The sequence below is a fragment of the Rhizobium sp. M1 genome (assembly GCF_002531805.1).
GTDB classification, from domain to species: domain Bacteria; phylum Pseudomonadota; class Alphaproteobacteria; order Rhizobiales; family Rhizobiaceae; genus Rhizobium; species Rhizobium etli_C.
On record NZ_NWSW01000002.1, the window covers coordinates 277,638 to 291,368 of the forward strand.

At 64.8% G+C, this 13,731-nt stretch carries 7 protein-coding genes; 3 read left to right on the top strand and 4 right to left on the bottom strand.

Annotated elements, in window-relative coordinates; translation table 11 throughout:
• Nucleotides 1-258 precede the first annotated feature (258 nt).
• The 4 genes from CO655_RS33740 to CO655_RS03450 form a co-directional block, all read right to left on the bottom strand.
• Nucleotides 259-543, bottom strand: coding sequence for a GIY-YIG nuclease family protein (locus CO655_RS33740; RefSeq protein ID WP_097663787.1), 285 nt, complete (start codon nt 541-543; stop codon nt 259-261).
• Between the two features lie 392 nt (nt 544-935).
• Complete coding sequence (locus tag CO655_RS03440; protein WP_097663788.1) at nt 936-1,937, bottom strand: glycine betaine ABC transporter substrate-binding protein; 1,002 nt, start codon at nt 1,935-1,937, stop codon at nt 936-938.
• Nucleotides 1,938-1,989: 52 nt separating this feature from the next.
• Nucleotides 1,990-3,105: a mandelate racemase/muconate lactonizing enzyme family protein gene (locus tag CO655_RS03445; RefSeq protein ID WP_097663789.1), complete on the bottom strand. Its 1,116-nt coding sequence runs from the start codon at nt 3,103-3,105 to the stop codon at nt 1,990-1,992.
• Between the two features lie 10 nt (nt 3,106-3,115).
• Nucleotides 3,116-4,243, bottom strand: coding sequence for an alcohol dehydrogenase family protein (locus CO655_RS03450; protein ID WP_097663790.1), 1,128 nt, complete (start codon nt 4,241-4,243; stop codon nt 3,116-3,118).
• Nucleotides 4,244-4,469: 226 nt separating this feature from the next.
• On the opposite strand from CO655_RS03450, the gene CO655_RS03455 reads away from it, so the two are divergent.
• From CO655_RS03455 to CO655_RS03465, 3 genes are all read left to right on the top strand, one after another.
• On the top strand, nt 4,470-5,408 hold the full coding sequence (locus tag CO655_RS03455; protein WP_097663791.1) for a LysR family transcriptional regulator: 939 nt from the start codon (nt 4,470-4,472) through the stop codon (nt 5,406-5,408).
• A 900-nt stretch (nt 5,409-6,308) separates the two neighbouring features.
• A complete protein-coding gene (locus CO655_RS03460; RefSeq protein WP_097663792.1) occupies nt 6,309-9,284 on the top strand; it encodes an NAD(P)-dependent oxidoreductase in 2,976 nt (991 codons plus the stop codon).
• A gap of 584 nt (nt 9,285-9,868) precedes the next feature.
• Nucleotides 9,869-13,729, top strand: a complete 3,861-nt coding sequence (locus CO655_RS03465) for a DUF4132 domain-containing protein (protein WP_097663793.1) — start codon at nt 9,869-9,871, stop codon at nt 13,727-13,729.
• Nucleotides 13,730-13,731: the final 2 nt, after the last annotated feature.

The following is a 13,731-nucleotide window of genomic DNA, read 5'->3' on the forward strand; positions in this document are numbered from 1 at the left end:
CATCCAGGCACCACCTCTCCTCCGTCATCCCAGGGCTTGACCCTGGGATCCACGCGGCTGGCACTGGGTGAGCAGCGATGGCGTCTGGGGAACAATTGAAAGCCGCAGGCTTGGTTGTGGATCCCAGGGTCAAGCCCTGGGATGACGGAGTGTGGTTGGCGTTCTCGCCAAACGCAGCGGCGATGCAGCTTGCGCTCCTCAGCCTCCGTCGTCCTCGGGCTTGACCAGAGGACCCATGCCGCAAGCACTGCGTTCGCATCACCAGAGCGTAGGATAGAGATCGTCCCACTCGGGATTCATCGCCTCGACCAGATCGACCTTCCATTGCCGGTACCAGCGTTTCAATGACTTCTCGCGCTGGATCGCACTGCCGATGTCCCAATGCTCCTCATACCAGACGAGGCGGGTGCATCCGTATTTCCAGGCAAAGCCGGGCGTCAGTCCTTCGCGATGCTCATAGATGCGGCGCTCCAGATCGGAGGTCACGCCGATATAGAGCGTGCCGTTTTTCTGGTTGGTGACGATGTAGACATATCCCGCCATGGCGGCAGAGTGCTTGGTTGTGGATCCCAGGGTCAAGCCCGAGTATGACGGAGGGTGGGGGTGAGGATTGGCAAGAGGCGAGACGTCTTGAGGAATTCCAGCAAGATCCGTGGGTGGTTTTAGCTGGGAATTGCGCAAAGACGGCAATTCCAACAAAATCGCCGCTGCATTTACGGTTCTTGCCGCATAGGCTCCCCCACTTTCCGTCGTCCTCGGGCTTGACCCGAGGACCCATCTCCACGAGCGCTGCGGTCAAACCCGAGTGTGACAGAGGGTGATGAACGAGGAGAAGAAACACACCTTGCGAATAGAGGGATCGCGGCATGTCCCTTCTCCCCTGGAGAAGGCGGCGGCAGCCGGATCAGGGCTGGCCTTGTCCTACTCCTGAACCGTCAAAGTGCGGCCTTGATTTTCTCGGCGACGTCGGCCGGGACCCATTGCGTCCAGATGGCTTCGTCCTGCTCAAGGAAGCGCTTGGCGCCGTCTTCGCCGGTGCCCTGGTTTTCGGTTTCCCACGCCATGATCTTGCCGACCGTGTCGTTGCTCCAGCCGCGCTTGTTGAAATAGGCCATGACTTCGGGGCTGGTGCGATCGGCGAATTTCTTGGTCAGCACGGTCATCACCTTGTCGACCGGCCAGTCGGCAACCTTCGGGTCGGGGCAGGCGAGGTTGGTGATGCAGCGCTTCCATTCGACGGGATCGGCCGAACCATTCTGCTTGAGCATCACCAGCTGATATTTGCCGAGCAGCGCCGTCGGCGCCCAGTAATAAGTAATGAAGCCTTGCTTGCGTTCATAGGCCTTGCCGATGGCGCCATCGAGGCCGGCTGACGAGCCCGGGTTCATCAGCGTGAAACCCTTGTCGGCCGCCTTATAAGCCTTGAACAGCTGCGTCGTCACGACGGTCGCGCCCCAGCCTTCGGCGCCGTTGAAGATCACGCCCTTGCTCGGGTCTTCCTGGTCGGGGAAGAGGTCGGGATGGGCAAGGGCATCTTCGACGGTCTTGATCTCGGGATGGGCGTCGGCGACATATTTCGGGATCCACCAGCCCTGGATGCCGCCATCGGGAAGGGCCGGGGCGCCGAAGACGATCTTGCCTTCCTGGATGCCGCGCGGAACGATCTCCGGCAGGAGGTCGACCCAGGTTTCCGACGAGACGTCGGGCTCGCTCTTTTCGACCATCGATGTGGTCGTCGGCACCGTATCGCCGGGAACGGTCTCGACATTGCAGCCGTAGCCGTTCTCGAGGATGAACTTGTCGACGAAGGTCAGGACTTCGGCGCTCTGGGCATTGTGCACGGCCAGCACCACGTCGCCGCATTCGGCCGCGTGGGATAGCGATGCGCCGCCGGCAAGGCCGGCCAGCAGACATGTGGATGCAAGCAGTTTTTTCATTGTCGTTCCCTCTGTTCTGCGGCGTCGGTAAGCCAGGGCGCCGCGTCCCTGTTTAGAAATAGCTGGCCACCGGCTCGCCGAGCGCTTCGAGGCGCGGCGTGATCCCGAGGCCGGGGGCGGCAGGCGCGGTGACGCGGCCGTTGCGCACGGTAAAATCGCCGTCGGCGGTCTTGATGGCGACGATGTCGCGGCATTCGAGCACGCAGCGCAGGTTCTTTTCCGGCACCGTCTGGCCGAGATGGACGATGGCCGCGAAGGCGATGTCCGAGCCCGTCGTTTCCTGGACGCTGACGGTGTAGCCGGCGGCGACCGAAATATCGCGATGCCGGCGGCCGCGGGTCAGCCCGCCATTCTTGGAGATCTTCAGGCCGATGCCTTCGGCGGCGTCGTCGCTGAGGAGCTGGGCGATCGCCGCATCGTCGGTGGCCAGTTCGTCGAAGATGATCGGCACATCCGTGCGCCGGCGCAGCGACAAACATTCGCGCCAGGTCGCGCAGGGGGCTTCGAGCACGAAATCGAGCCCGGCCGGCAACAGCCGCAGCATCCGCAGCGCGGTTTCTACAGTCATGCCGCCATTGGCATCGACGATGAAGAATTCGCCCGGCCGCTTGTCGGCGAGCGATGCGGCAATTCTGGCGGCATCGACGGCCGGCTCGTCACCGATCTTGACCGAATGGGCGATATAACCGAGCTGGCGATGCTCGGCGACGCGCCGGCGCATATCGTCCGGATCGCCCATATAGATCGACGAAATGACAGGCATTTTGACATCGGTGCGCCCGCCGAGCAGGTCGCAGACCGGCAGGCCGACCGATTTGCCGAAGAGATCCCAGCAGGCGACGTCGAGCGCCGTCTTGGCATGGAGATGCCCGACCAGCGCATGGTCCATGGCGTCATTGATGCGGTCGACGCGGCGGGGATCGAGCCCGATCAGGCTGGGCGCGATCTCGGCGATGCCGGCGCGCACGCCGAGCGCATGCGAGGCGATATAGGTCGAGCCGAACGGCGTGCTCTCGCCCCAGCCCTCCAGCCCGTTCTGCGTGGTGATCCTGACGATCGTCGCGTCGAAGCTTCTGTATTCCCGGCCGCCCGACAGCCGGTAGACGCCGCCGCGATAGGGCAGCTCGACCTGGAAGACATCGATTTTTTCGATTTTGAGTTCGCTCATTGTGGCTCTTCTATTCGGGGATCACGAGGACGAGCTTGCCGGCGATGCGCTTCGACAGGAAATCGCGCTGCGCCTCGACGATCTCGCTTAAGGGATAGCTCTTGCCGACGAGCGGCTTGATTTCGCCGCGCTCGACATAGGAGACCAGGTTTTCGAAGACGACGTCCTCCTGGAAGGTGCATCCGAAGAAGGTCAGGTCCTTGAGATAGAGGGTTCTGACGTCGAGCTCGACGATCGGTCCGGCGATGGCGCCGGCAACGGCGTATCGCCCGCCCTTTTTCAAGGCACCGAGCAGCTCGCCGAAGGAGGGTCCGGCGGCGACATCGAGGGCGACGTCGACGGTTTCCTGGCCGAGCGCGGCGACGATGCTCTCGCCGCGCGCGAGGACGCGGTCGGCGCCGATCGCCAGCAGCTGGTCGGCCTTGTCGGGGCTCGAGATCGCCGTGACGGTGGCGCCGCGGCGTTTTGCCAGCTGGATCGCCGCCGAGCCGACGCCGCCGGAGGCGCCGGCGATCAGCACGTGCTCGCCGGCGCTAACGGCCGCCCGGTGCAGCATGCCCTCGGCGGTGGAATAGGCGCAGGGCAGCGACGCCAGCTCGACATCGCTCCAGTCGCAATCGATCTTGTAAGTCTCGCGCGCCGGCGCCACCGCATATTGGGCAAAGCCGCCATCGCATTCCGAGCCGAAGGTCCAGCATTCGAACGGCCGATAATCCGCATAGGAGCGCAGCATGTTGCGCACCAGCACCCGCTCGCCGATCCTGATGGGATCGACACCGTCTCCGACCGCGGCGATCCGCCCGCAGCAATCGGCCCCCTGGATGCGGGGAAAGGCCAGCGGCACGCCCGACCAGCTGGCGTCGGCGTCCTGGGCCGACTGGAGACCTGTCGCCCCGCCGCTGTCCGTGCCTGTTGTCACCGCCTTGGAGTACCAGCCGATGCGGGTATTGATATCGGTGTTGTTGATGCCGGCCGCAGCAACGCGGATCAGCACCTCGCCGGCTTTGGCCCGGGGAAGCGGAATGTCGTCACGATATTCCAGCTTTTCGAAACCGCCATGGCCGGTGAGGAGAACCCCCTTCATCCGCTTGGGCAACGCCTGCAAGGCTTGTTTCGACTTGGTCGTCTCGATGTTCATGCCTGTTCGGGACCTTGGAAAAGAGTGCCGCTCAACGCGCCGACAGGCACCGGACGGGCGCCTTCTCCTCGCGACACGCTGTCGATGGGTCTTATGAAAGCGGCAGCGAGGCCTTGAAGACAAGACACATAAAAATCCGCCATGCGTTGAGCTGAACTCAAGACAGGGCGGCAAAGTCGGGTTATTATGGCGGCAATATCAACACCTGACATCGGTGAGGATCAAAATGGTCCGTCGTTTCTATGGCCTGCCGTCGCTGACTGCCCTTGCCACCTTCGAGGCCTCCGCCCGGCACGGCAATTTCACCCTGGCGGCGGCCGAGCTCAACGTCACCACGGGGGCGGTCAGCCGGCAGATCAAGTCGATCGAGCAGGAACTCGGCGTTCCCCTGTTCGTGCGCACCGGCAAGGGCGTGATGCTGACGGCGCCGGCGGAGGAATTGTACCGGGCCTTGGCGAGCGGTTTCGCCAGGGCGTCCGAGGTGGTCAATTCGATCAAGCAGGGTGATAGCGCCCGCAACGTGACGATCGCCTGCAGCGAGGTGTTCGGCTCGATGTGGCTTATCCCCCGCATGCCGGATTTCTGGCGGCGCTTCACCGATATATCGGTCGATCACCTGATCGGCGACAACTTCAAGGTCTTCCGCCGCTCCGAGCTGGAGCTGCGCATCCGCTACGGATCGGGCAAATGGATCGACGAGACGGCGGAATTCCTGTTCGACGATTGCCTCTACCCGGTCTGCAGCCCGGGTTTTGCCGAAAGGCATGCGGGTGCTGCGGCCGCCGATCTTGCCGATCTGCCGCTGTTGAATGTCGAGTGGGTCGAGCCCGGCTGGACCGGCTGGGAAGAGGTGCTGCTGCGCGCCGGCGTGCCCTATCGCGGCCTCAGCGGCAGACGCTTCGGCAAGTTCAGCGTCGCCCTGCAGGCCGCCATGGCCGACCAGGGCCTGGTGGTCGGCTGGCACCGCCTGGTCGGGCCGCTGGTCGAAAAGGGCGATCTGGTGCGCTTCACCGATTTGGTCGTTCCCGATCCGGGCGCCTATTACCTCACCTGGAACAACACCCGCGAGCTTCCTGCCGCGGCGCTATCGCTGCGCGACTGGATCAGGATGCTCGCCGAAGAGGAACGAAGGGCGCCGATGCCTTTGACGCGCCAACTCGCCTGAAACCGTCCCGGTGGACGCTTTGGCGCATTTGGCGGCCGTGCCGCCGCGCTCCTCACCCTCCGTCGTCCTCGGGCCTGACCCGAGGACCCATGCGGGCGGGCGCTTCCTTCCTCTTGAACTGACAAGACGGCGGCCGAACAAAATTCAAGCGGGTGCTTGCGGCGTGGATACTCGGGTCAAGCCCGAGTATGACGGAAGGTGGGGGAGCGCGAGTGGCAGGAGGGGAGACGTCTGGAGGATGCCAGCAAACGCGCGAGCGGTTTTGCGTGGGAAGGGCGTAAACAAATGGGCAATTCCAATAACCGCTACGCTTACGGTTCTTGCCGCATAGGTTCCCCCACCCTCCGTCGTCCTCGGGCTTGACCCGAGGACCCATGCGGCAAGCACGGCGTTCGCATCACCACAGCGTAAGATAGAGATCGTCCCATTCGGTGGCGGATGAGGCGCGCCCGGCACGGCATGCCCTCTCTCCAGCCTCATCCTGAGGTGCGTAGCCCGAAGGGCGAAGCCTCGAAGGACGGGGCTGGCAACCGCAGCCACCCGCCCTCGACCTTCGAGGCCCCTGCGGGGCACCTCAGGATGAGGGCTGATCGTTGTGCCTGCCACCTCAGGATGAGGGCTGATTGTTGTGCCTGCCCCCTCAGGATGAGGGCTGATCGTTGTGCCTGCCGCCTCAGGATGCGGACTGATCGTTGTGCCTGTCGCCTGGGGATCGGAAGACCGGCGGCAGCCGCCCCCGGGGGCGAGATGGGTGGGTGGGGGTCGGCTTCGCGGGGATATCGTCAACCCAGCGCCACCGATGACGCGTTTCGCCTGTCGTTCGGCGCATATGAGGTTGTCTCGCCCGAACAGTCGCTTCACCATGAAGGGAACTTCAGCTCCCAAACAGACAGGCAGGCTATGACAGATATCGCGCAGATGCAGGAACAGCGATTGAACGCCCTTCGACAGACCGCGTCGGGCGCGCCGAAACTGCCGTCCAACCCGTTCTTCGGCGTCGGGCCGATCACCGATGCGACGACCGATGAAGTCGATAGCCGCCTGCGGCGCATCGCCTTCGATGCCTGGATCGAGAAGACCTATCGCAAGTTCGACGACAAGGGCAACGATATCGGCGGCTTCACCACCGCCGAGATTTCCCGCAGCATGCATCGCGGCTATCCGGCCGATAAGATCCTGACCGACATGATGCGGGCGATCCATCGCTATTTCGGTTTTCCCAAGGAGAACCGCATGGCGGTCGGGCTCGGTGGCGGCCATAGCGGCTTCACCGTCTGCATCCAGCACCTGATGAATGCCAATGACGCCGCCCAGCGCGTCTATGTCGATACGCCGCGGCCGGAGAGCGATCCGTCCAAGGCGGCCGGCTTCTTCCGCCAGTCCTGGGCCACACAGCTGATCGAGATGCAGCGCTTCGCCGAAAAGGGCTGCGAGAGCCGCATTCATTTCGCTGCCTCCGAGGGCGTGATCCCGACGGCGGCCGAACTTTCGGCCCTCGGCGTGTCGATCTTCGTCGGCGTCGGTCACGAGACGACGGGCGCCAATGCCTATACCAGCGCCGAAATCCACGAATTGCTGAACTGGCTCGACGGCGACCCGGCCAACCGCCATGCGGTGTTCGACGCCACCTCGATGCTCGGCGCCATGCCGTGGGAGCCGGAGCTCGTCAGTGCGGTGATGGCCAAATGCTGCCTGTTCATGCCGTTCCAGAAGGCGATCGGCGGCATCTCCGGTTATTTCGTCGCCTCCTTCACGCCGCATGCCCTGGCGCTGATCGAAAAGAACCAGCAGGATCCCGCCTGGGCGATCCCGCGCCAGCTGAAGATCGCGCCGCCGATCGATCCCCGGCAGCCGTTTTCGGCCAAGCGCTCCGTCGATGCCGGCCCGTTCTACGATCCGGCCGAAGACCGCATGCTCGGCGGCGTCATCAACACCTATAGCGCGCTCGCCTTTGCCGAGACCACCTTCGGCCTGCTGCAGTCCGAAGCCCGGGTCGGCTCCGTCGTCGAACTCAACCGCCGCTCCGCCGGCAACCGTGCCGTGATCGACGAATGGGTCAAGTCGCATCCGCTGCTGTCGCTGACCGTCACCGATGCCGATCGCCGCGGCGCCGCCGTGACGCTGCTGAAGGTCGAGGATGACGGCGTCACCGATGCCGGCATCCACGCCCGCATCATCGCCCGCTCCAAGCAGCTGCTCGGCTATGAGGGCATCACCCATCCGAACGGCGAATATGAGCCCGGCCTCGACGCGGCCCGCTACGTCAATGCCTTCCCCGGCACACCCGGCGACTACCGCGCCTGGGTCGGCGGCATCCGCGAGCCCGAAGATGTCGTGGCGCTGCTGGAAAACCTGCAATATGCCTATCTCAGAGCCAAGATCGTCGTGCTCGAGGAGGAGCTGGCAAAACACGGCGTCACTTTCGAGGCGCCCGCCAAGGCCGATGGCGCCGTGCGCAAGGACGATCCGAACCGCGCCTATACCGTGCTGATCGCCGATCTGGTGGGCTTAAGCTTCGGCGCCGACGGTGAGCCCGATTACAGCGAGGTCAAGGCCTATATCGAGGAGAAGGGCGGCAGCTTCCATCTCGGCCCGCTCAGTGATCGCGCAAGCCTCGAAAAGGGCCGCATCCACTTCTTCTATCAGCCGAATCTCAGCACCGAGGCGGAGATCCTGCCGCAGACCGACAAAGGCCAGTATGACGCGCTGATCGCGGCGGCGACCTTCATCCCGAAGAGCTCCGTCTTCCCGCTCGGCGGCGTGCGCATCGGCGCCGGCACCGGCAATATGGGCTCGGCCTCCTGGGGTGGCGGCAATGGCGAGGGCGGCGATGCGGCCCTGATGAACACGCCCGGCATCAACAGCCGGGCGACCGCCCAGATGGCTCTCAAGGCGATCCTGAAGGTCGTTCCCGACCTGCCGGTCGACCGGCTGCACCGGATGGTCGCCGGCGGCGATTTCGATACCGGCCGTCAGCTGAAGGATTTCCCGACGGCAAAGCTCGAGGGCCGCAAGCTCGCCGTCCTCGGCTACGGCAATATCGGCCGCGAAGTCGCCAAGCTCGCCAAGGCCTTCGGCATGAAGGTGGCGATCTATGCCCGCGAGCATCACAAGCGCTGGATCGAGGCCGAGGGCTTCGACTATGCCGCAAGCCCGGTCGAAGCGGCAAGCGGCGCCGACGTGCTTTCCGTCCATATCGGCCTCGGCCGCCTGGATGCCGCGACCGGCACCTATTCCAATGCCGGCACCGTGAATGCGACGGTGCTCGGCGCCATGAAGGACGGCGCGGTGCTGGTCAATTACGACCGCGGCGAAGTCGTTGATCCCTATGCGCTCGATGCGGCGCTTGCCTCCGGCAAGATCGCCCATGCGGCAATCGACGCCGACCTCTTCAGGGATGCGGCGACCGGCACGCTGAGCGGCCCGATGCTGCCCTACCTGCCGCTCGAGGAGCGTCACAAGGGCAAGCTGGAACTGCTGCCGCATGCCGCCGCCGACACCGACCACCCGTCGCGGGTCACCGGCGCCAAGCAGGCGGTCGACCAGATCTTCGACGTCATCCGCTTCAAGTCCGTCGTCAATCTGAAGGGCGACCTGCCGGAAGGTTACGTCTCCGGCGGCAGCCGCACCCCGGCCGGCATCGGCAAGGTGACGAAGCAGGTCGTCGCCGAGGCCGGCGGCAAGGCGGAACTGCTGGAGGAACTGCGCCAAGTCTCGGAAAAGATCGCCGCCATCACCGGCGCGCTGTCGGCTGTTTCCGACCGGGGGCACCAAGCGCGGATCGTCGAGCGTTACACTGGTCTCCTGGTCGAAAATGCCGACCGGCAGCGGGCGCTTCTCGATCAGCTCGGCCTCTACGGGCCGGCGGAGGGGTGAGATCATTGACGGCACGGCGGGCGGCGACGGTCTTTTGTCGCTGACGCCGTGCCGTGCAGCCCCCTCATCCGACCCTGCGGGCCACCTTCTCCCCCGCTGGGGAGAAGAGGGGAGCAAGTTGCTCCGACACTGCCAAACGAATCCGCCTGCTCAAAGGCACTTCATCCAATGGGATTGATGGGCAAGCGCCACTCTCCCTCTTCGCCCCAGCGGGGAGAAGGTGGCCCGTAGGGCCGGATGAGGGGGCCGCGCGGCACAACCTCACATCATCATTCGTTCCAACCGTCCTTGGAGTCCAAGGGCGGCATCGAGACGTTGCGCCGCAAGCGCGTCCCAGCCTTTTCCCGCTTGAAAATCTCCCGATATGCGCTAGCTCTGAGCATCGTCATACCACCGACATTTGCATGTTTAATTGATAGAAGACATTTCGGATTGCTGCCTATGCCCGATGCCAGCGCTGCCCTGTTTTCCCAAGAACGCCGTCTGGCCTCGGCATCATCCAGAACACATGAACCGCAAGGACTCGCCGGCCGGCATCGCTGAGGGCGGTGCGGTGAGGAGGGGCGAGCGAGGGAGGACTGACGATGTTCGTTGAGGGTTTGAAGAGGCTGCTGCGCGGCCGTTCGGAAACGCAGGACGTTGCCGCCGGGGGCGGGCTGACGGCGACCGACCGGGATGCAGTTGTCGCCGACTTCGCCTCCTTCGAAGGGGTGGAGAAGGGGCTCGGCAAAGCCCTTGCCGGCTACGTGCTGTCGGGCGCCGGCGACGCGACCGTGCTTCATCTCAGCAATCTTCTGAAGAATCCCAAGGATGAAATCCGCGTCAGGCTTCACAACGCCTTCATGGCCATTGCCGATGATTGGAAAAACAAGGCGGAGGTTGAAAAACGCAGCAAGGCGAGAGAACGGGTGCTGTTCGGTCTCGAAGGGTTCGACGCCGCCGCACTCTATCGTTACTTCCTGCTGCACAGCGAGTTTCGTCTCCAGAACAGGGCCTGGAACTTTCCCGGCAGCGATCGATCGCCGCATTGGCTGCGCGCAGCCACCTATCTTCTCGATACGCGCGTGCCTGAAGGCGGTCCTCCGTTCGGTTTTCTCAACGCCGAACGCGCGCTCGAGATGATGGCGGCGGCCGGACTTCAGCCCTCGGTCGCGCCGCTGATCGACTGCGCCTTTGTCAATGGTGACGTGCCCTACGGAAACCTGACTCAGCGCATGCTGAAGCTTCCGGGCCTTGCCGATGCCATCGCCGCCATGCCGGAGGAGGCGGTCAAGGCGATCGGCGGTCTTGCGGCCGGCGGCCGCGAGGTCATGACCAGCTTCATCGGCCAGAACGGCCTCATCGATCGCGAGCCGCATTTCTTCGATTTCGCCTTCGCCATGGCAAGCGACGGCGCCAAGGCGGTGCGCGACGTCGCCGCCAATGCGCTGAAAGCGGCGGATGCAACCAAGGTTCAGGCCAGGGCCGAGGAGTTCCTCGCCTCCCGCAAGGCGAATGAGCGGCTGGCCGGCGTCACCATTCTCGCCGCATTGCTGCGCGAGCGTTGCCTGCCGATCCTCGAAAAGCACGAGGGCCAGGAAAAATCCAATACTGTCATCGCGGCGATCGGCACCATCCGCGCCACCTATGCCGCCGGTGCTGCCGGCTCGGGCGAAGACGACCAGGCGGATGGCGGCGACGGCTATATCGCGATCGACGGCAGTTTCGTCGCCGTGCCGCCGGTCGCCTCCACGCCGGAGATGCCGCTGCCGGCCGATCTGGAAGAGGCCTTGCGCAAGCTGCTTGCCGAGACCAATGCGGCTGCCCGCATCGATTACGACCAGACGCCGCCGGGCAAGGAGTGGAACCAGCGGCCGGCGCGACCCTTCGCAGCACCCTTCGACCCGGCGGTCGCCAAACACGTCGTCGCCGCCATGTCCGGCGAGCGGCTCAGCGAGGCGCAGCGCCGTCAGGTCTGGGCCGCGATCGACGGCAAGGGCGGCTATCACTGGGAGCGTCAGAGGAACCAGGTCCACGCCAATGGGCTGAAGGCGATCTTCGCCCGCGCCGATATCTCCTTCGAGGCGTTGTCGCGGCTGCTGTTCCAGGCGACCGACGGGCGCCACTGGCAGCATATATTGCGCGTCGTGCTCGGCGTGCCGAATTACTGGATGCGCGGCCCCGACACGGAAATCGTCGCCCGCATCCGGGCCGGCGCCGATATCCGCATCCTCGCCGACATCGCCGCGGCTTCAGGGGCGCCGGCCTTCGGCGCCCTGACAAACGAGCTCGTAGACAGGGCCTATGTCAATATAGCCGAGATGATCGACGAGCCGGCGCCGGCCAATGTCTGGCCGCTGCTGGCCGAAAATTTTGCGGCGATCGATGCGGCGCTCGCCGGCGACGGCCTGAAGGAGCGCTGGACCGAGGATTTCATCTTCTCCTGGCTGCGCTTCTTTCCGCATCTGCCGCGCCGCTATTTCCCGCTGGTCGCCGATCGCGCCCTGCAGGCCGGCGTGCGCCAGCGCGACTTCGCCCGCCACCTCCTGCGCGAGGTCGACGATCTCACCCCCTTGATCACGCCGATGCTGACATCAGGGCCGGAGACCAAGCGCCTTGCCGCCGCCCGCTGGCTGGCCGAGCGGCGCGATGCCAATGCGATCGCGCCGCTGCGCGCAGCCATTGCCAAGGAGAAATCCGTCGCGGTCAAGGCGGCCGCCCTGTCGGCGCTCGCCGCCTGCGGCGACGATACCTCGGATTTCTTCGCCGAGGATGCGCTGATTGCCGAGGCGGAAAAGGGGCTGGCCTCGACCAAGGTCGATTATTCGCCGCTGTTTGATGCCGAAAACCTGCCCGTGCTGCATTGGGCGGATGGCCGCGACGTGTCGCCGGTGCTGGTGCGCTGGTGGTTTGCCCGCGCGCACAAGCTGAAAATGCCGGGCGGCGATCCGCTGATCCACATGGCGCTCGAACGGCTCGACCGGAAGGACGCCGAGCGGCTGGGGGCGGCGATCGTCTCGGCCTTCATCTCCTACGACACGCAGCATCCGACCAGCGAAGAGGCCAATGCCTATGCGGCCGCCGGTGCCAAGCAGCGCTACGAGTATATGAAAAAATGGCGCATCGATTTTTCCGAGGAGCTGGCCTTTGCCGAGCTGCGCCGGGAAAAGCTCGCCATCTATTTGAACAGCGCGCTCGATCATCGCGGCCTGCTGGCGCTCGCCCGTTTCGCGCCGCCGGCCGAGACCACGCTTCTCGTCAAGCGCTATCTGCGCGAACACGGCAAGCGGCCGAACCAGTGCCGGGCGCTGCTCGATGCGCTGATGGCAAACCCGGTTCCGCAGGTGCTGCAGCTCGTGCTGATCGCCTCGCAGCGCCACAAGCAGCCGGGCATGCGCAAATATGCCGGCGAGGTGATCTCCGCCTTTGCCGAGGCGCGCGGCTGGACGCCGGCCGAGCTCGGCGACCGCACCATGCCGTCGGCCGGCATCGACGAGGACGGCTTCCTCGAACTGCCGATCGGTGAACGCCTCTATCGCGCCCGCCTCGTCGCCGAAACGGCCAAGAACGGCAGGGAGGAGATGAAGCTGATCCTCGAAAATCCCGACGGCAAGCCGATCGCCTCGCTGCCGACGCCTGCCGATCCCGAGGAGGCGGAAGAGGCCAAGGAGGCAAAGAAGCTGCTCTCCAGCGCCAAGAAGGAACTGAAGCAGACGGTGGAGCTGCAGAGCGGCCGTCTCTACGAGGCGATGTGCGCGGCCCGTATCTGGCCGCGCGAGGATTTCGAAACCTTCCTGCTTGCCCACCCGATCGTCGGCCGGCTGCTGCGCCGCCTGGTTCTGGCCGGCCATGACGACAAGGGCACGATCGTCGCAAGCTTCCGCGCGCTCGACGACGGCACCTTCACCGATGCCGAGGACGAAGCCGTCGATCTCAAAGACTTTGCCGGCATCTCGATCGCCCACCGCGTCAGCCTCGGCGAGGCGGGCGCCAAGGCCTGGAAGACCCATCTCGACGATTACGAGGTCAAGCCGCTGTTCGAGCAACTCGACCGGCCGGTGCTTTCCGAGGACAAGCCGCACGCCAAGCGCATCGACGACCGCAAGGGCTGGATGATCGACAATCTGACGCTGCGCTCGGCCGCCGAGGCGCTCGGCTATATCAGAGGGCCGGTCGAGGACGGCGCCGGCTTCTACACCTATGAGAAGACCTTCGGCGATTGCGGCATGGCTGCCATCATCGAATTCACCGGCAGCTATATCGGCGAGAGCGAACGCGTGCCGAAGGCGCTGACGGAGATGCGCTTTGCCCGCATCCAGCCGGGCGGCCGGGTGACCTATGGCGGCGAAACGCCGCTTGCCAAGGTGCCGCCGGTGCTGCTCAGCGAAACCTGGAACGATCTGCGCGCCATCGCCGACAAGGGCACCGGCTTCGATGCCGCTTGGGAAAAGAAGGGCGGGTGGTGAAG

What these genes read in the sequence shown, in the direction of transcription:
- CO655_RS33740 (WP_097663787.1), bottom strand. Translation starts at nt 543, where the DNA reads ATGGCGGGATATGTCTACATCGTCACCAACCAGAAAAACGGCACGCTC.
- CO655_RS03440 (WP_097663788.1), bottom strand. Translation starts at nt 1,937, where the DNA reads ATGAAAAAACTGCTTGCATCCACATGTCTGCTGGCCGGCCTTGCCGGC.
- CO655_RS03445 (WP_097663789.1), bottom strand. Translation starts at nt 3,105, where the DNA reads ATGAGCGAACTCAAAATCGAAAAAATCGATGTCTTCCAGGTCGAGCTG.
- CO655_RS03450 (WP_097663790.1), bottom strand. Translation starts at nt 4,243, where the DNA reads ATGAACATCGAGACGACCAAGTCGAAACAAGCCTTGCAGGCGTTGCCC.
- CO655_RS03455 (WP_097663791.1), top strand. Translation starts at nt 4,470, where the DNA reads ATGGTCCGTCGTTTCTATGGCCTGCCGTCGCTGACTGCCCTTGCCACC.
- CO655_RS03460 (WP_097663792.1), top strand. Translation starts at nt 6,309, where the DNA reads ATGACAGATATCGCGCAGATGCAGGAACAGCGATTGAACGCCCTTCGA.
- CO655_RS03465 (WP_097663793.1), top strand. Translation starts at nt 9,869, where the DNA reads ATGTTCGTTGAGGGTTTGAAGAGGCTGCTGCGCGGCCGTTCGGAAACG.